The sequence below is a fragment of the Burkholderia sp. lig30 genome, assembly GCF_000687455.2.
In the GTDB taxonomy this organism is placed as follows: domain Bacteria; phylum Pseudomonadota; class Gammaproteobacteria; order Burkholderiales; family Burkholderiaceae; genus Burkholderia.
Genome location: NZ_JGVW01000047.1, coordinates 1 through 16,038, shown reverse-complemented (window position 1 = coordinate 16,038; position 16,038 = coordinate 1). Strand labels below are relative to the sequence as shown.

Below are 16,038 nucleotides of genomic sequence, written 5' to 3'. Positions count from 1 at the left end.
GGTTAGTTAAATTCAAGGAAAGAGCGGTGGCGGGTTTGACGTGGGTCGTGTGACGGGGCGAAAGAGGGGGCGTCATGCGTTCGTGCGGCGGCGGTAAAGCCGCCGCACGGCGCGGACGACCGGCGCGGACGACCGGCGCGGACGACCGGCGCGGACGACCGGCGCGGACGACCGGCGCGAGGGGTGGCTGCCCGAGTCAACGCCGGTGCGTCACGCGGGCAGCTTGCGAAACGCGATCGCCAGACGGTTCCATCCGTTGATGGCCGATACGAGCAGGGTCAGGTCGACCAGCTCTTCTTCGCTGAAATGCGGCTTCACGGATTCCCAGACAGCGTCCGGCACCCGGTCGTCGGCGATCAGCGTGAGCGCCTCGGTCCATTCGAGCGCCGCGCGCTCGCGATCGGTGAAGAACGGCGTTTCGCGCCACGTGACGACCGTGGCGAGCCGGCGCTCCGTCTCGCCGCCCTGGCGGGCATCGGCCGTGTGCATGTCCACGCAGAACGCGCAGCCGTTGATCTGCGACGCGCGCAGGCGCACGAGTTCGGTCAGCGGTTTTTCGAGGGCGCTTTTCGCGAGGTGCGCTTCGAGCGTGCGCATTGCCTTGATGGCATCGGGATTGGCGGTGTAGAAGTTCAGACGCGGCTGCATCGTGGATCTCGCTTCGTAAATGCGCACTGGGGCGCGACGGAATCCAGCTTAGAGCGGATGCCGGCCTGTTCAAATGACCAGTTTTCAGCAAAACAAGGTAACCAGTGTCCTGCAAGCAGCTGTCGCGAAGCACGGAAAGAACGTGTTTGGCGGGGGCACGGCATGCGGTGAAGACGGGCAATCCCCGCCAACGCGTTTCTTCGTTGAATCATTTCCGGCGCGTATTCGCCGTTGGTCCCGGGAGGTCGCTTCGGACGCCTTGAGCGGACGGTCGTGGCGCGATTCATGCGTGAATTGCGATCTCTTGACCCGTCAGCCAGGGCCCTCCCTGGAACTGTCGTCGATACGCCGGCCATTGCATCCTGCCGCGTCTGCAAATGCGGTTCCCCGAGCGACGACGCCAGTGCCGGGTGACTATCCGAAGGAGTAAACGATGCAATCCGCATGCGGGCGATTCGGCAGCGCAACGCGCGCTTTCCGGGCAACGACGATCTTTGCCGCGATGTGCTTCGGCGCCTTCCAGCCCTCGTGGGCCCAATCACTCGCGATCCAGGATCTGGGCACGCTTCCCGGAGGAACCTACAGCTCCGCGACCGCGATCAACGACCGCGGCCAGGTGGTCGGCGAGGCGGATGTCGCGGGTCAAGCGTTCATCGTCCACGCGTTTCTCTATCAGCACGGCGTCATGGCCGACCTCGGCACCATTCAGGGGGGAGACATCAGCTCGGCGTCGGGAATCAACGAGCGCGGTCAGATCGTCGGAAGCGGGGACGCCGGGCTGAGCACCGTGGGCCCCCAGCCTGATCACGCGTTCCTGTATGAAGGCGGGGTGATGGCGGATCTCGGTATCCCCCCGAACTATGCCGCGAGCGCCGCGAACGGCGTCAATCAGCACGGCCACGGGCAGGTGGTCGGGCTCCTGGTGAATGGGCGGCGAGGGGAAGGGCACGCGTTCATGTTCGAAAACGGGCGCTTCAACGATCTTGGCGTGCTCCCGGGGTATCTCGACAGCTCGGCTTCGGCGATCAACAACCGCGGGCAGGTGGTCGGCGTGTCCGGCCTGATGATCCATCACATCGAGCCGCCGCACGCGTTTCTGTTCGACAACGGCGCGATGACGGATCTGGGCACGCTCCCGGGCGGCCAGTTCAGCGAGGCCAATGCGATCAACGATCGCGGGCAGATCGTCGGCGATGCGACCGCCGCCAGCGGATATTTCCACGCGTTCCTGTATCAGGGCGGAACCATGACCGACCTGGGCACGTTGCCTGGCGGCCATTCCAGTTCGGCTTCAGGGATCAACAACCGTGGTCAGGTGGTCGGCACGGCGGACACCGCGACCGGGCAAAGCCACGCGTTCCTGTATGAGGGCGGGGTGATGACGGATCTCGGAACGCTTCCCGGCGGGAACGGCAGCTCGGCTGCCGGGATCAATGAGCGCGGCCAGGTGGTTGGCGAGGCGACGACGGCGAGTGGCCAGCGGCACGCGGTCATGTGGAGCCGATAGGCCCGATAGACGCAGTAGACGCGGTGGATCGACGATGGGGGCGCATGCGTGATCCGCGATTCGTCCCCGCATCTCGGCGTCGGCCGCTGGCCGCCTTCATTCCCGGGTATCAGTCGCCGTTCAGCATCGCGGCGAGCTGCGCGAGCGCCACGTCGATGCGGGGTGCGTCGATGCCCCCGTAGCCGAACAGCAGCCCCGCGCCGCGCGGCACGCCGACGTGAAAGGCCGAAATCCCGTACAGCCCGATGTCGCGGCTGCGTGCGGCGTCGATCAGCGCGGCCTCGTCGAGCCCGGGCTTGAGGCGCGCGGCGAGGTGGATTCCCGCGGCCGGCACGATCGCGTCGAGCCACGGCGCGAGTCCGCGCCGCAGATGCGCGATCAGCATCGTGCGCCGCGCGTCGTAGTGCTTCTGCATGCGGCGCAGATGCCGCGCGAAGTCGCCGTCGAGCATGAAGCGCGCGAGCGCCGTCTGGGTCAACGTGCAGGTGTGCCAGTCGGCGATCTGTTTCGCCTTGCAGAGCGCCGGATGGAGCGAGCGCGGCGGAATCGCGTAGCCGATCCGCAACTCCGGAAAGATCGTCTTCGAGAAGGTCCCGACATACGCAACGAGGCCCGCGCGGTCGAGGCTCTTCAGCGATTCCATCGGGCGGCCTTCGAAGCGGTATTCGCCGTCGTAGTCGTCCTCGATGATGACGGCACGCCGCCGCTGCGCCCACTCGAGCAGCGCGACGCGGCGTTCGAGGCTCATCGGCATCCCGAGCGGGAACTGGTGGGACGGCGTGACGTAGACGAGCCGAGCTTCGGCCGGCAGGCGTGCGGTCGTGATCCCGTGCGCGTCGACCGGCACGCCGATCACGGTCGCGCCGAGCGCGGTGAATGCAGCGCGCGCGGGCGGATAGCCCGGGTCTTCGACCGCGACGACATCGCCGGGCCGCACGACGACGCGCGCGGTCAGGTCGAGCGCCTGCTGTGCGCCCTGGGTCACGATCACGTCCGGCCAGTTGCAGGCGACCGCCCGGCTGAACGCAACATAACGGGCGATCGCGAGCCGCAACTGCTGGTCGCCTGCCGGGTCGTGGTACTGGCCGACGCCGCGCGCCTGCTGGCGCAACGCATGATGCAGGCAGCGCCGCCATGCGTCGAACGGGAACAGCGCCTTGTCGGTCACGCCGCCACGGAAATCGAAGCGCGCCGGGGTTTGCGGCGCGGGCATCGCCAGCGCGTCGGGCAGTTCTGCCCATACGGGGTGGGCGACTGCGGAGTCGCCCACCGGCGTCTCCGCAGCACGGCCGAATGGCGCAGCGTCCGGCTCGTGCGGCACGCGCGCAAGGCCATCGGCGACGAACGTGCCGTCGCCCGGCCGGGTCGTCAGATAGCCCTCCGAGCCGAGCCGCTCGAACGCATCGAGCGTCGTCTTGCGCGATACGCCGAGCCGCGCGGCCAGATCGCGCGTCGACGGCAGACGCGTGCCGCCGGCGGCGCGTCCGTCGACGATTGCGGCGCGAAGCTGCCGGTAGATTTGTCCCGTCAGGTCGTGACGGCCTTCGATGCGGATCGCGATATCCATCCGGGTGGCTACCTCATTTTTTTCAAAATGGCCGATTTTGGCATGCCGCCAGTATGCGGCCGGATCGACCGTTCGTTGCGGGAGTGGTGGTGAAGGGCATCTGTGGCGATCGGGAGAGCGAGCGCGCCGTAAGCCTGAGCGGCAAGGTCATCCGGTGCTCGAGCGGCTCGCACTGAGCGAATAGGCGAGCAGGCGAGCAGGCGGCGCGTGTGCTCGGGGCGATATCGTCGCTGCGTGGATGAACGGAGGCTAGACGACTGGTCTAATTGCCGTGTATCATCTCGCTCCATGAACGCGACCTCGACCGCCGACGTGCGGCAGCACATCCTCGACACCGCCAAGCCGATCATGCTCCACAAGGGTTTCACGGGCGTCGGCCTGAACGAGATCCTGGCTACCGCCGGGATCCCGAAGGGGTCGTTCTATCACTATTTCGGCTCGAAGGAGGCGTTTGGGCAGTCGATCCTGGAGTCGTATTTCAGCGACTACCTGAGCCACCTCGACCAGCTCTTCGCGAGCGAGCCCGGCCCGGCCGCCGCACGCCTGATGCGTTACTGGTGCGACTGGCAGACGCAGCAGGCCGCCGACGATCCGCAAGGCAAATGCCTCGTCGTCAAGCTCGGCGCGGAGGTCTGCGACCTGTCCGAGCCGATGCGCGCGGTGCTCCAGCGCGGCACCGAACAGATCGTCGCGCGGCTCGCCGCCTGCATCGAGGCAGGGCAGCAAGACGGTTCGCTCGGTGCCGGCCTCGACCCGCAACAGACGGCCGCGATGCTGTACGAACTCTGGCTCGGCGCGACGCTGGTCGAAAAGATCCGGCACGACGGCCGGTCGCTCGCGGTCGCGATGACGACCACGCGCGAGGTGCTCGGCATGTCCGGGAACCCGTAACGACGACACCGCCGCGGTGCGGCGGCGTGTCACAGTGCGCGGCAACGCCGCGCTTTTTTTGTACGACGGTCTAGACGACCGGTCTAATGGTGGCGGAATCAGATGGAGCATGTCGATGACCGAAATCCGACGCGAATCGCATTCGGTGGCGGCGCGACCGCCAGCGAGGCGACGCGCGCGAAGCCGTCGTTCCGCAGCCTGCGCGCGTTCCCGCGCGTCCGGGCGCTCGATCCGGTCGAGACGTCCCTGACGCCACATCAGATCGCGGACGACGTCGCCGATGCATTCACGCAGGGCGTGGCGCACTATCTGACTCATCCGGCCTGCGTTCTCGCGCGGCACAGCTGCGCCGACGGGCTGCCGCATGACGCGGCGCGCGTGCCGGGCATCGCGTACCCGAGCCGAGCCGCTGAACCCCGGCCCGGTCCGGCCTGCCGCCGCGCGCACCGCGCGGCACCGTTTCCGTTCTTTCGAAGGAGCGTCCGATCATGAAGATTCTGGTGGTACTGACTTCGCACGACACGCTTGGCGACACCGGCAAGAAAACCGGCTTCTGGCTCGAGGAGTTCGCCGCGCCGTATTACGCGTTCAAGGACGCCGGCGCGGCGCTGACGCTCGCGTCGCCGCTGGGCGGCCAGCCCCCGCTCGATCCGAAGAGCAGCGACCCGGCGGCGCAGACGGACGCGACGCGCCGCTTCGACGCGGACCCCGACGCGAAGGCTGCGCTCGCGTCGACGCGCAGGCTGGCCGACGTGTCGGTCGACGATTTCGACGCGGTGTTCTATCCGGGCGGACACGGCCCGTTGTGGGATCTTGCCGAGGATTTGCACTCGATCGCGTTGATCGAGCGCGCGCTCGCTGCCGGCAAGCCGGTGGCCGCGGTTTGCCACGCGCCCGGCGTGCTGCGCCACGTGAAGGAGCCGTCGACCGGCGAATCGGTCGTCCGGGGCAAGCGCGTGACGGGCTTCTCGAACAGCGAGGAGGCCGCGGTCGAACTGACCGAGGTGGTGCCGTTCCTCGTCGAGGACATGCTGAAGACCAACGGCGGGCACTATGCGCGCGCGGCGGACTGGACGCCGCACGTCGAAACCGACGGGCTGTTGATCACCGGCCAGAATCCGGCGTCGTCGGAGCCGGCCGCTGCCGCGTTGCTCGCGACGCTCCGGCAAGGCTGATGACCGGCGATACGCACGGCGCCGGCCGCCGCCGCGCCGTTCGCGAAGCCTGATGGCCGACGATACCCGCGGCGCCGGCGCACCGGGCGGTTCCGCGTTTACCTGACGACGCGCCGCAGGTGGGCAGGCTGCCGCCATCGGGCGGTACGAAGCGGCGTGTGCATCCGGACCTTCCGCCGCCATCGGCGTGCGGGGCTCTGCTGTTGTTTTGCATTACCAATCAAAGGAGTGGTTGATGTCTGCATTGTTCGAACCGTTCAAACTGAAGGACGTGACGTTGCGCAACCGGATCGCGGTGCCGCCGATGTGCCAGTACGTGGCCGAGGATGGCGTCGTCAACGACTGGCATCACGTGCATCTGGCGGGCATCGCGCGCGGCGGCGCCGGGCTCGTGATCGCCGAGGCGACGGCCGTGTCGCCGGAAGGCCGGATCACGCCGGGCTGCGCAGGGATGTGGAGTGACGCGCAGGCCGAGGCGTTCGCGCCGTCGGTCGCCGCGATCAAGGCCGCGGGCGCGGTGCCGGGCATCCAGCTCGCGCACGCGGGCCGCAAGGCGAGCGCGAACCGGCCGTGGGAAGGCGACGACCACATCGCCGACGGCGATCCGCGTGGCTGGCAGACGATCGCGCCGTCGGCGGTGCCGTTCGGCGCGCATCTGCCGAAGGTGCCGCGCGCGATGACGCGTGACGACATCGCCCGCGTGCAGGCGGATTTCGTCGCGGCGGCGAAGCGCGCGCTGGACGCCGGTTTCGAATGGCTCGAACTGCATTTCGCGCATGGCTACCTGGCGCAGAGCTTCTTCTCGCCGCACGCGAACCGGCGCGACGACGAATATGGCGGCTCGCTCGAGAACCGCAGCCGCTTTCTCGTCGAGACGCTGGCGGCCGTCCGCAAGGTCTGGCCCGAGCATCTGCCGCTGACCGCGCGATTCGGCGTGATCGAGTACGACGGTCGCGATGAGGAAACGCTCGCGGAATCGATCGTGCTCGCGCAGCAGTTCAAGCGCGAAGGGCTCGACCTGTTGAGCGTGTCCGTCGGCTTCTCGACGCCGGATGCGCAGATTCCGTGGGGGCCGGCGTTCCTCGCGCCGATCGCGGAGCGGGTGCGCCGCGAGGCCGGCCTGCCGGTTGCGTCCGCGTGGGGCATCGACACGCCGCAGCTCGCCGAGCGCGTCGTGGCCGAGCAGCAGATGGATCTGGTGATGGTCGGCCGCGCGCATCTCGCCGATCCGCACTGGCCGTACTACGCGGCGAAGCAGCTCGGCATCGAGCGGCCGTCGTGGACGCTGCCCGCGCCGTACGCGCACTGGCTGGAACGCTACAAGGTCGCGGCGAAGGCGGCTTGAGCGGCCGCGCCCGACAGGGGGCGCACCGCCGCCGATAGAATGGCGGTTCGCGCGGGCCTTCGGCCTCGCGCGGACCGCCATTTTTCATTTTCGACAAGAGGTGCCATGGGCACGATCGTACCGCCGCGTTCCGAATCCGCCGCGCCGCCGCGCGCGCAGCAGGTGGCGCGCGCGCTGCTCTATACCGGCCTGCTGGCGCTCGCGCTCTGGGTGATTCGCGCGTTCATTCCGGCCATCGCCTGGGCGGGCGTGATCGCGATCGCACTGTGGCCTGTCGTCGCGCGTCTCGAAGCGCAACCGCCGTTCCGCAACCGGCCGATCTTCATCGCGACGACGATCACGGCGGCGGTATCGCTGCTCGTCGTGCTGCCGGTTGCGATCGGGCTCGTGCAGGCGATCGGGCAGGCGCACGAGTTGCGCGAGTGGGCGCGCACGGTCCAGCAAACCGGCCTGCCGATGCCGGACGTCGTCAACCGGCTGCCGTACGGCGGGCCGCAGGTGGCGGACTGGTGGCAGACCTATCTCGCGCACCCGCTGCATGCCGCGAGCGCGGTGAAGGGCGTCAACAGCGAGGCGGTCATCGAGATCGGCCGGCAGTTCGGCACGAAGCTCGTGCGCGCGAGCTTCGAGTTCGCATTCATGCTCGTCACGCTGTTCGTGATCCTGCGCACCGGGCATCGCCTGTCCGGCGCACTGCTGCAAGGCGCGCAGCGCGCGTTCGGCGCGAACGGCGCGCAACTGATCGAGCGGATGGCCGCGGCGGTCTACGGCACGGTGACGGGACTCGTCGTGGTCGGGCTCGGCGAGGGTGCGCTGCTCGGCGTTGTCTATGCGCTGGCGGGCGTGCCGCATGCGGCGCTGCTCGGGCTCGTCACGGCGATCGCCGCGATGCTGCCGTTCTGCGCGCCGATCGTGTTCTGCGGCGCGGCACTGTGGCTGTTCGTCCAGGGTGCGACCGCCTGGGCGCTGGCCGTGGCCGGTGTGGGGTTCGTCGTCGTGTTCGTCGCCGAGCATTTCGTGCGGCCGGTGCTGATCGGCAATTCCGCGCGGCTGCCGTTCCTGCTGGTGTTGTTCGGCATCCTTGGCGGCGCCGAGACGTTCGGGTTGCTCGGGCTGTTCATCGGCCCCGCGCTGATGACGGTGCTCACGATGCTCTGGAACGAATGGGTCGCGTGACGGCGCGGGCAGGCAACGCGATGACGTGCGCGCCGCCCGTGGAGCAAACCATTTTTTGATACCTGGCTCCGGATTGTGATGCCCGGCTTCGGAAATCGGCAGTGCCGGCTGATTTTTCGGCAAATTTTACGATTTATTTCGATCCGGACAGGCAGGTCGATTAGCATGTGGTTTTCCAACGCGCTGGCATGGCGCCGCCGAGCTACCGACCATGCGACTGATCCAGATGTCCCGGCCTGCCTTGACGCTGTCTCTGGCGGCCAGCTGCCTGTTGAGCGGTTGCTCGTGGTTCGATGCGTTCAGGCCGTTTTCCTATTCGCGCCTGCCGGTGCCGCGAGCCGCGTCCGAGCCGGGCGCGACGCGCACACAGGTGGTGCTGGCGGGCGGCAATCCGCACAGCGTGTGGATGGTGCGTAACGGCACGGGCGTCTGCTACAACTACCTGCTCGAGCGCGGCGACCATCGCCGGCCGTATTACGTGGCATTCGACAAAGCGGGCGGCGTCACGCACCGCGGCTTCGATTCCTGCATGGATGCGGATCGCAAGGGGCAGTTGCAGGTGCAGAGCGTGACCGCGCGCTAGCCGCCGCTCGGCCACGCACCCGCGGCCGCCGTCAGGCCAGCGTGTCGATCACGCCGCCGTCGACGCGCAACGCCGCGCCGGTCGTCGCCGACGCCTGCGGCGAACACGTGTAGACCACCATGTTCGCCACTTCCTCCGGCGTCGCCGGACGCTGGATGATCGAGCTCGCGCGGTGCGTGCGCACGAATTCGACGGCCACTTCATCGACGCTCCGGCCGGTTTCGTCGGCGGTCGCCCTGAGCATCGTCTTCACCCCTTCGGAAAGCGTCGGACCCGGCAGCACGGCGTTGACCGTGACCCGGCTGCCCGCCGCCAGTTTCGCGAGGCCGCGCGCGATCGACAGCTGCGCGGTTTTCGTGAAGCCGTAATGGATCATGTCGACCGGGATGTTCAGCGCCGATTCCGACGAGATGAACACGACGCGGCCCCAGTCGCGCTCGAGCATCCCCTTCATGTAGTGCCGTGCGAGCCGCACGCCGGACATCACGTTCATCTGGAAGTAATGCTCCCATTCGCCGTCGTCGATGTCGAAGAACGGCTTGAGGCCGTAGATCCCGGCGTTGTTGACGAGGATGTCCGCCGAAGGCGCCGCCGCGATGAGCCGCGCCGCGCCATCGGCGTTCGACAGGTCGGCGGCGACGCCGTCGACCACCGCGCCCGGCGCCGCGACCCGCAGATGCGCGAGGGCGGCCTTCACCGACGTGTCGCTGCGCCCGTTGACGACGAGCCGCGCGCCTGCGCGCGCGAGTCCTTCGGCGATCGCCAGCCCGATGCCGGCGGTGGAGGCGGTGACGACCGCCGTCTTGCCATTCAGATCGATGTGCATATCCGTGATGTGTGGTGGAAGAAGGAATGCCGCCGCGCGCGCGGTGGCGCGGGGCATACCAAGCTTAGGCGAAACGGCGGGAATCGGCAGTGTGGCGCTTGTCGCCCGCTTCTGCGCACACGATACGCGATGGCGATGGCGATTGTGGCGGTGGTGGCGGTGGTGGCGACACGCGACGCGCGATGCGCGATGCGCGACGCGCGATGCGCGATGCGCGATGCGCGATGCGCGATGCGCGATGCGTGCGGACGCTCGCGGCACCTGCGGGTTGCATCCGCCGCGCGCGCCGGGTACGGTATGCGTTCGCCTTTCGATCCGGGAGCCCGCCGCGTGAGCCGTTCCGTCCAACCTGCCGTGCCGTCGACGTTCTGGCGCGACGACGCGCTGCCTTTCATCGAGGCGCGCACCGTCAGCGACGGCCGGGAGATCTGTTACGCGAAGCATTCGCACGATACCTTCTCGCTCGGCGCGATCGTCGGCGGCACCAGCACCTACCTGAACGGCGCGATGAAGGAGCGCATCGGCCCGGGCGGGCTCGTGATCATCGATCCCGCGCAGGTGCATGCGTGCAATCCGTACGGGCCGGAGCCGTGGGCCTACCGGATGGTGTACGTGGACGTGTCGTGGCTTGCGCGCCTGCAGCACGCGCTCGGCGGCAACCCGAACCGGGATTTTCAAGGGTTTCCGCTCAAGCTGACCTACCGGCGCGACCTGTTCGTGCCGTTCAGCCGCTTCTATCGCACGCTCGTGTCGCCCGGCGCGGACGCGCTTCGCAAGGAGAGCGCGGCGGTCGCGTTCTTCACGCGGCTGCACGGCGCGCTCGGCGTGGCGGACGCGCGCGAGCCGCAGCGGGCGGACAACGCGAAGCTCGCGCGCGCGGCCGACTACATCGCCGCGCATTGCCGCCGCGCGCTGACGCTCGACGAGATCTGCGCGGCGGCCGATCTGTCGCCGTCGTACCTGATCCGCGCGTTCAACGCGCGTTACGGGATGACGCCGCACGCGTACCTGATCGACCGGCGCGTGCAGTACGGACGCGCGGAGTTGCGGCGCGGGCGGCCGATCGCCGAGGTCGCGCTCGATGCGGGATTTGCCGATCAGGCGCACTTTCAGCGCGCGTTCCGCAGGATCGCCGCCGCGACGCCCGGCCAGTATCGCGGCGCCGTGCCGCGCTAGCCGGCGCGGCAAGCGCAGACCGTCACGGTCGCAGGCGCAAGCAGCCCCAGGCAGACAAGCGGACAAGCAGACGCCAAGAGCAGAGCGGCTTCAAGAAACCGACTCTGAGCAGAGCGGCTCCGCGCCAACCGACCCCGAGCGGACCGCCCCCAACCGACCTCAGCCGCCCTCAAGCATCGAGCAGATACAGCGCGCTGCCCGCCAGCAGTACCGCCATCAGCCGGTTGAAGGCGCGCATGCGGCGCGCATTCGCGAGATGGTGCCGCAGCGCCGCGCCGGCATACGCCCAGCATGCGATCGACGCGAAGCAGATCACCAGATACAGCGCGGCGAATTGCCAGACCCGCGCGCGGTCGCCGTCGGCCGCATAGGCGCCCATCGCCGCCACGCTCGCGAGCCACGCCTTCGGGTTGAGCCACTGCATCGCCGCGCCGGTGGCCGCCGACGGGCCTTCGACCGTCGCGTCCGCGTTGAGCCGCCCGTCGTCGAGCGACAGCTTCGCCGCCATGTAGAGCAGGAAGGCGATGCCGCCCCACTGGATCGCCGTCGTCAATGCCGGCCAGCGCGCCAGCGCTTCGTGCAGGCCGAGGCCGATCAGCAGGAACAGCGCGACGAAGCCGAGCGTCGCGCCCGCCGCGTGGCGCAGGCTCGCGCCGATGCCGTAGCGCGCGCCCGCGCTCAGCGCGACGATGTTGACCGGTCCGGGTGTGATCGACGACGCGAGCGCGAACGCCGCCATCGAAACGAGAATGCTCATCGAATGCCTCCATGCAGGGTGAAAACCGCATCGAGGCTAAAGGGAAGGGCCGGCCGCGTATTGAAGAAAACTGCCCTCGGGCAGCGTCGATCGCGTTGTTGCTTCCTTCAGATTCGACCAAACTGCTTCTGTTTTTCCATGCGGGGAAATTCCATGATGGGCGAAACGACCATCAGGAGCAGATCGTGAAATTCCTCCGCCTTATCCGCATTGTCCTTTCCGCCTTCTTCGGGGTGCGCAAGCGCGCCTCCCACGAGGCCGACTTCGCGAACGTCAATCTCGTGGCGTTGCCGTTCGTTGCCGTTTTCCTCGCGCTATGCATCGGTGGAATCCTCTTCGGCGTGGTGCACCTCATCGCGCATTCGACCAGCACCATGCAGGGATTGTGACGGGGTCGGAAGCACGTCAATGTCGAACGACAGCCGTGTATCGAAGAAAACTGCCCTCGGGCGCGCGGGTGTGCGGGCGCCGGCCATCGGCACGAGCGGAGTTAGTGCACCGCGCGCGTCGGGCCGGTCTCGGGTGCGCGCTCCACGTCCGCGTTTCGCATCGGCCCGCCGGCGCCCGGCGGCGTCGCCACGGAAAACCCGAACGTATTGAAGCCGCCCGCCGATGCGACGAACACGCCGCCGCCGTGCATCTCGGCGACCGCCTTGACGATCGACAGCCCGAGGCCGTGATTCTCCATGCTGTTCGCGCGCGCCTCCTCGAGCCGATAGAAGCGTTCGAAGATGTGCGCGCGCTGCGCGGCGTCGATCGGTTCGCCGGGATTCGCGACCCCCACTTCGATCAGCGCGTCGCGCCGCGTGATCGTCACGTGCAGCGTGCCGCCGGCCGCCGAATGCTGGATCGCGTTGATCAGCAGGTTCGTCATCGCGCGGCGGAACAGCGACGGATCGACGCTCGCGCGCGCGTCGCCGAGCAGCTCGGCGCGCAACTGCGCCTCGTCGAGCGGGATCTCCAGAAAATCCAGCATGCGCCGCACTTCGTCCGCGAGCGACACGTCCTTCAGGTCGGACGCGCGCTCGCCGCGGTCGCTGCGCGACAGGAACAGCATGTCGTTGACGATCACGCGCAGCCGCTCGAATTCCTCGAGATTCGACTGCAGCGTCTGGCGCATCCGCTCGACCGAGCGGTCGCGGCTCGTCAGCGCAACCTGCGTCTGGCCGATCAGGATGCTGACCGGCGTGCGCAGCTCGTGCGCGACGTCCGCATTGAACGCTTCGAGCCGCTCGTACGCATGCTGGATGCGTTCGAGCGCGCCATTGAACGACGCGGCGAGATCGTGCAGCTCGGTCGGCAGCGCATCGGTCTTCAGGCGCTGCTGCCGGTTCGCCGGGCTGAGCGTCGCGGCATCGTGCGACAGGCATTCGAGCGGCGCGAGGCCGAAGCGCGTGACGGCGCGGCTCAACAGCAGCGCGACGCAGGTCGCGGTGGCGATCAGCGCGGCGAGCGTCCAGCCGAAGCGCAGCAGCATCTTCTGCGTGCGCTCGCACGACGTCGCGACGATCAGCGTCAGCGGCGGGCGCTCGCCTTCGCCGTCGAGCGTGAAGGTTTTCGTCATCGCGCCGTAGTCGCGGCCGTTCAGCCGGTAAAGCTGGTACGAGCCGTCCGGCGGCCCGTCCGGCGTGCCGTCGACCGGGTGCCCGAAGCGGAACGCCGGATTGTCGCCGACGACCTGGAAGCGCGTCGAGCCGTCGGGCGGCTCGAGGGTCGCGAGCTTGTCCTGCGTGATGTGCCAGTGCTCCGCCGTCGTCGCGTGCGCGACGATCATCTGCGCGACCTTCGCGCGCGTGTCGAGCGTCATGCGCAGATCGGCGAACAGCTGCCGCTCCAGCACGACGAACAGGCCGACGCCGATCAGCGAGAAGAGGATGAACGACGTGATGCCGAACATCGCCGACAGCCGCAGCCCGATCGAGCGTTTCATGACCGTCTCTCGTCGTCCGCGTCGTCGCGCACCTCGAGCACGTAGCCCATGCCGCGGATCGTGTGCAGCAGCTTGTCGGGGAACGGGCCGTCGAGCTTCGCGCGCAGCCGCTTGATCGCGGTCTCGACCACGTTGGCGTTGCTGTCGAAATTGACGTCCCACACCAGCTCGGTGATCGTCGTCTTCGACAGCACTTCGCCGCTGCGGCGCGCCAGCACGCTGAGGAGCTGGAATTCCTGCGCGGTCAGTTCCAGGCGCGTGCCGTCGCGCGTCGCGCGGCGGCCGATCAGGTCGATGCGCAGGTCGCCGATCGAGATCAGCGTCGATTCCTGCACGCGCGCGCGGCGCGTCAGCGCGCGCAGGCGCTCGATCAGCTCGAGGAACGAGAACGGCTTGGTCAGGTAGTCGTCGGCGCCGCCGCGCAGCCCGCGCACGCGGTCGTCGACGCGGTCGCGCGCGGTCAGCATGATGACGGGCGTCTGCTTCTGCGCGCGCAGCGCCCGCAGCACGCCGAAGCCGTCGAGCTTCGGCAGCATCACGTCGAGCACGACCACGTCGTAGTCGAACTCGACCGCCTTCCACGCGCCGTCCTCGCCATCCAGCGCGGTGTCGACCACCCAGCCTTCCTCGGTGAGGCCGCTTTTCAGGTAATCGACGACTTTCGGTTCGTCTTCGACGATCAGTACTTTCATCTGCGTGTTCGCGGGTTGTGCGGGTTGTGCGTTACGGGCCGGCTGCGGCGAGCGGGGCGGCAGCAGGCGCGGCGGGCGCGTCGCCGTCCCAGCCGCCGCCGAGCGCCTTCGCCAGATAGACGACGAGCGCCGCGCGCTGGCCCTGGATCTGCACCGCCTGCCGCTCGCTCGCGAGCAGCTGCTGCTCGGCGCCGATCACGTCGATGAACGCGGTCAGGCCGCCCGCATAGCGATCCTGCGCGAGCGAGGTCAGCTTGCGCGCATCGTCGACGGCCGCGGCCGCCTGCCGCGCCGCCTCGTCGAGCACCGACAGGCCGGTGACCGCATTTTGCACCTCCTGGAACGCGGTGAGCACGGTCTGGCGGTAATTGGCCTGCGCGGCGACGTAGCCCGCCTGCGCGAAATCGACGCCCGCGCGCAGGCGGCCGCCCTCGAACAGCGGCTGGCTGGCCGACGCGCCGATCGACCACAGCAGCCCCGGCACGGTGAACAGCCCCGCGAATCGGGTCGCATCCCAGCCGATGTCGGGCGACAGCACCACACGCGGGAAATAGGCGGCGCGCGCGACGCCGATCTGCGCGTTCGCGGCGGCCATCGCACGCTCGGCGGACGCGACGTCCGGGCGCCGCTGCAGCACGTCGCTCGGCACGCCGGTCGGCAGCACGGGCGCGGTGAGCGGCACGATGCGCGGCGGCAGCGAGAACGCCGGCGCGGGCGTGCCGACGAGCGTCGCGATCGCATGCTCGTATTGCGCGCGCTGCTGGACCAGCAACTGCGCCTGCGTGCGGGTCGCGTCGAGCTGCGCCTGTTGCTGCAGCAGGTCGAGGCCCGACACGGCGCCCAGTTCATGGCGCGCCGACACGAAGTCGAGCGCCTTCTGCTGCAGGCCGATCGAGCGGTTGACCACGTCGATCTCGGCATCCAGCTCGCGCAGCGCGAGATAGCTGGACGCGAGGTCGGCGGTGAGCACGAGGCGCGCGTCCGCGAAGTCGTCGCGCGCCTGCTCGGTGCCGGCCTGCGCCGCCTCGACGCTGCGCCGCACGCGGCCGAACAGATCGACTTCGTAACTGACGCTCGCGCCGATCTGCACGTCGTTCTGCACGGTCGACACGTTGCTGACCGCGTAATTCGTCTGCGGGCGGTCGCCCGAAATCCTGAAGCGCTGGCCGCTTGCGTTCAGGTTGACGGAGGGCAGGCGCGCGGACCCGGCCGACGCGAGCGTTGCCTTCGCCTGCTCGTAGTGCGCCGCGACGACCTGAAGGCTCTGGTTGTCATTCAACGCGCGGGTTTCGAGCGCATCGAGCTGCGGATCGCCGAACGCCTTCCACCACGCCGGATCGAGCGGCGCATGCGCGGGCGCGGCCGGATGCCAGTACGCGTCGGCGGGATCGAGCCGCCATGCGGCAGGCGCGTCGACCGCCGGGCGGTGGTAGTCGGGGCCGACCGTGCAGCCGGCGAGCGCGGCGGCGAGCGTCAGCGTCAGCGCGAGCGGGGCGCGCGTCACGTTTTTGCTCCGGCGGCGCCGGAGGCGGCCTTGGGCGCCGCGACCACGACCGGGTCGCCGTTCGCGAGCGCGTCGCTCGGGTTCATGACGAGGCGGTCGTCGGTCGTCACGCCGCCGTCGATCTCCAGCGTCTGGCCGACGGTGCGCGCGATCGTGACCGGGCGCAGCCGGATCTGGCCGTGCGCGTCGACGGTCGCCACGGTCGGGCCTTCCGCGCGGAACAGCAGCGTGTTGGCCGGAATCGACAGCCGGCCGGCCGGC

Annotated in this window: 16 protein-coding genes and 1 pseudogene; 9 read left to right on the top strand and 8 right to left on the bottom strand. The window is 68.9% G+C overall.

The window, feature by feature from the left end; all coding sequences use genetic code 11:
• Positions 1–210: 210 nt before the first annotated feature.
• A complete protein-coding gene (locus LIG30_RS02655; protein WP_038709427.1) occupies positions 211–648 on the bottom strand; it encodes a carboxymuconolactone decarboxylase family protein in 438 nt (145 codons plus the stop codon).
• Positions 649–1,081: 433 nt separating this feature from the next.
• Between LIG30_RS02655 and LIG30_RS02650 the strand changes: the two genes are divergently transcribed.
• Positions 1,082–2,155 (top strand): HAF repeat-containing protein, encoded by a 1,074-nt coding sequence (locus LIG30_RS02650; protein ID WP_038709425.1) that lies wholly within the window; start codon positions 1,082–1,084, stop codon positions 2,153–2,155.
• 109 nt (positions 2,156–2,264) lie between these two features.
• On the opposite strand, the gene pdxR is transcribed toward LIG30_RS02650, so the two are convergent.
• Complete coding sequence (gene pdxR / locus LIG30_RS02645) at positions 2,265–3,722, bottom strand: MocR-like pyridoxine biosynthesis transcription factor PdxR (RefSeq protein WP_038709424.1); 1,458 nt, start codon at positions 3,720–3,722, stop codon at positions 2,265–2,267.
• 288 nt (positions 3,723–4,010) lie between these two features.
• On the opposite strand from pdxR, the gene LIG30_RS02640 reads away from it, so the two are divergent.
• From LIG30_RS02640 to bamE, 6 genes are all read left to right on the top strand, one after another.
• Positions 4,011–4,613, top strand: coding sequence for a TetR/AcrR family transcriptional regulator (locus LIG30_RS02640; RefSeq protein WP_038709423.1), 603 nt, complete (start codon positions 4,011–4,013; stop codon positions 4,611–4,613).
• A 102-nt stretch (positions 4,614–4,715) separates the two neighbouring features.
• The gene (locus tag LIG30_RS02635; RefSeq protein WP_038709421.1) at positions 4,716–5,105 is read left to right on the top strand and encodes a hypothetical protein; all 390 of its coding nucleotides are present in this window, start codon (positions 4,716–4,718) and stop codon (positions 5,103–5,105) included.
• On the top strand, positions 5,102–5,788 hold the full coding sequence (locus LIG30_RS02630; RefSeq protein WP_038709419.1) for a type 1 glutamine amidotransferase domain-containing protein: 687 nt from the start codon (positions 5,102–5,104) through the stop codon (positions 5,786–5,788). The genes LIG30_RS02635 and LIG30_RS02630 overlap by 4 nt, the downstream gene beginning before the upstream one ends.
• A 235-nt stretch (positions 5,789–6,023) precedes the next feature.
• Positions 6,024–7,133: an NADH:flavin oxidoreductase/NADH oxidase gene (locus tag LIG30_RS02625; protein WP_038709418.1), complete on the top strand. Its 1,110-nt coding sequence runs from the start codon at positions 6,024–6,026 to the stop codon at positions 7,131–7,133.
• Between the two features lie 105 nt (positions 7,134–7,238).
• A complete protein-coding gene (locus LIG30_RS02620; protein ID WP_038709416.1) occupies positions 7,239–8,309 on the top strand; it encodes an AI-2E family transporter in 1,071 nt (356 codons plus the stop codon).
• 211 nt (positions 8,310–8,520) lie between these two features.
• Entirely contained in the window at positions 8,521–8,892 is a 372-nt protein-coding gene (gene bamE, locus LIG30_RS02615; RefSeq protein ID WP_235510149.1) for an outer membrane protein assembly factor BamE domain-containing protein, read from the top strand.
• A 31-nt stretch (positions 8,893–8,923) separates the two neighbouring features.
• Here the strand turns inward: bamE and LIG30_RS02610 are convergent, their stop codons facing one another.
• Positions 8,924–9,718, bottom strand: coding sequence for an SDR family NAD(P)-dependent oxidoreductase (locus tag LIG30_RS02610; RefSeq protein ID WP_038709415.1), 795 nt, complete (start codon positions 9,716–9,718; stop codon positions 8,924–8,926).
• Positions 9,719–10,048: 330 nt separating this feature from the next.
• Here LIG30_RS02610 and LIG30_RS02605 point away from each other — a divergent pair, with 330 nt between their 5' ends.
• A complete protein-coding gene (locus LIG30_RS02605) occupies positions 10,049–10,894 on the top strand; it encodes an AraC family transcriptional regulator (protein WP_038709491.1) in 846 nt (281 codons plus the stop codon).
• A 169-nt stretch (positions 10,895–11,063) separates the two neighbouring features.
• Here LIG30_RS02605 and LIG30_RS02600 read toward each other — a convergent pair whose 3' ends face one another.
• The gene (locus tag LIG30_RS02600) at positions 11,064–11,651 is read right to left on the bottom strand and encodes a LysE family translocator (RefSeq protein WP_038709412.1); all 588 of its coding nucleotides are present in this window, start codon (positions 11,649–11,651) and stop codon (positions 11,064–11,066) included.
• Between the two features lie 11 nt (positions 11,652–11,662).
• On the opposite strand from LIG30_RS02600, the gene LIG30_RS27590 reads away from it, so the two are divergent.
• On the top strand, positions 11,663–12,040 hold the full coding sequence (locus LIG30_RS27590; RefSeq protein ID WP_442856837.1) for a DUF2970 domain-containing protein: 378 nt from the start codon (positions 11,663–11,665) through the stop codon (positions 12,038–12,040).
• 101 nt (positions 12,041–12,141) lie between these two features.
• Here LIG30_RS27590 and LIG30_RS02590 read toward each other — a convergent pair whose 3' ends face one another.
• The 4 genes and pseudogenes from LIG30_RS02590 to LIG30_RS02575 form a co-directional block, all read right to left on the bottom strand.
• Positions 12,142–13,581 carry a heavy metal sensor histidine kinase gene (locus tag LIG30_RS02590; RefSeq protein ID WP_038709411.1) on the bottom strand — a complete coding sequence of 480 codons (1,440 nt, stop codon included), beginning with the start codon at positions 13,579–13,581 and terminating at the stop codon, positions 12,142–12,144.
• A complete protein-coding gene (locus tag LIG30_RS02585) occupies positions 13,578–14,273 on the bottom strand; it encodes a heavy metal response regulator transcription factor (RefSeq protein ID WP_038709409.1) in 696 nt (231 codons plus the stop codon). Before LIG30_RS02585 ends, LIG30_RS02590 begins: the two co-directional genes overlap by 4 nt.
• Before the next feature lie 31 nt (positions 14,274–14,304).
• Positions 14,305–15,777, bottom strand: coding sequence for an efflux transporter outer membrane subunit (locus LIG30_RS02580; protein ID WP_038709408.1), 1,473 nt, complete (start codon positions 15,775–15,777; stop codon positions 14,305–14,307).
• Positions 15,774–16,038: pseudogene (locus LIG30_RS02575) on the bottom strand (efflux RND transporter periplasmic adaptor subunit); the annotation flags it as partial. The gene LIG30_RS02580 and the pseudogene LIG30_RS02575, both read right to left, overlap by 4 nt.

Excerpts from the sequence above, each read along its gene's own strand:
- pdxR (WP_038709424.1), bottom strand. The coding sequence starts at position 3,722 with ATGGATATCGCGATCCGCATCGAAGGCCGTCACGACCTGACGGGACAA.
- LIG30_RS02590 (WP_038709411.1), bottom strand. The coding sequence starts at position 13,581 with ATGAAACGCTCGATCGGGCTGCGGCTGTCGGCGATGTTCGGCATCACG.
- LIG30_RS02625 (WP_038709418.1), top strand. The coding sequence starts at position 6,024 with ATGTCTGCATTGTTCGAACCGTTCAAACTGAAGGACGTGACGTTGCGC.
- LIG30_RS27590 (WP_442856837.1), top strand. The coding sequence starts at position 11,663 with ATGCAGGGTGAAAACCGCATCGAGGCTAAAGGGAAGGGCCGGCCGCGT.
- LIG30_RS02610 (WP_038709415.1), bottom strand. The coding sequence starts at position 9,718 with ATGCACATCGATCTGAATGGCAAGACGGCGGTCGTCACCGCCTCCACC.
- LIG30_RS02585 (WP_038709409.1), bottom strand. The coding sequence starts at position 14,273 with ATGAAAGTACTGATCGTCGAAGACGAACCGAAAGTCGTCGATTACCTG.
- LIG30_RS02630 (WP_038709419.1), top strand. The coding sequence starts at position 5,102 with ATGAAGATTCTGGTGGTACTGACTTCGCACGACACGCTTGGCGACACC.
- LIG30_RS02640 (WP_038709423.1), top strand. The coding sequence starts at position 4,011 with ATGAACGCGACCTCGACCGCCGACGTGCGGCAGCACATCCTCGACACC.
- LIG30_RS02650 (WP_038709425.1), top strand. The coding sequence starts at position 1,082 with ATGCAATCCGCATGCGGGCGATTCGGCAGCGCAACGCGCGCTTTCCGG.
- LIG30_RS02620 (WP_038709416.1), top strand. The coding sequence starts at position 7,239 with ATGGGCACGATCGTACCGCCGCGTTCCGAATCCGCCGCGCCGCCGCGC.
- LIG30_RS02600 (WP_038709412.1), bottom strand. The coding sequence starts at position 11,651 with ATGAGCATTCTCGTTTCGATGGCGGCGTTCGCGCTCGCGTCGTCGATC.
- LIG30_RS02655 (WP_038709427.1), bottom strand. The coding sequence starts at position 648 with ATGCAGCCGCGTCTGAACTTCTACACCGCCAATCCCGATGCCATCAAG.
- bamE (WP_235510149.1), top strand. The coding sequence starts at position 8,521 with ATGCGACTGATCCAGATGTCCCGGCCTGCCTTGACGCTGTCTCTGGCG.
- LIG30_RS02635 (WP_038709421.1), top strand. The coding sequence starts at position 4,716 with ATGGAGCATGTCGATGACCGAAATCCGACGCGAATCGCATTCGGTGGC.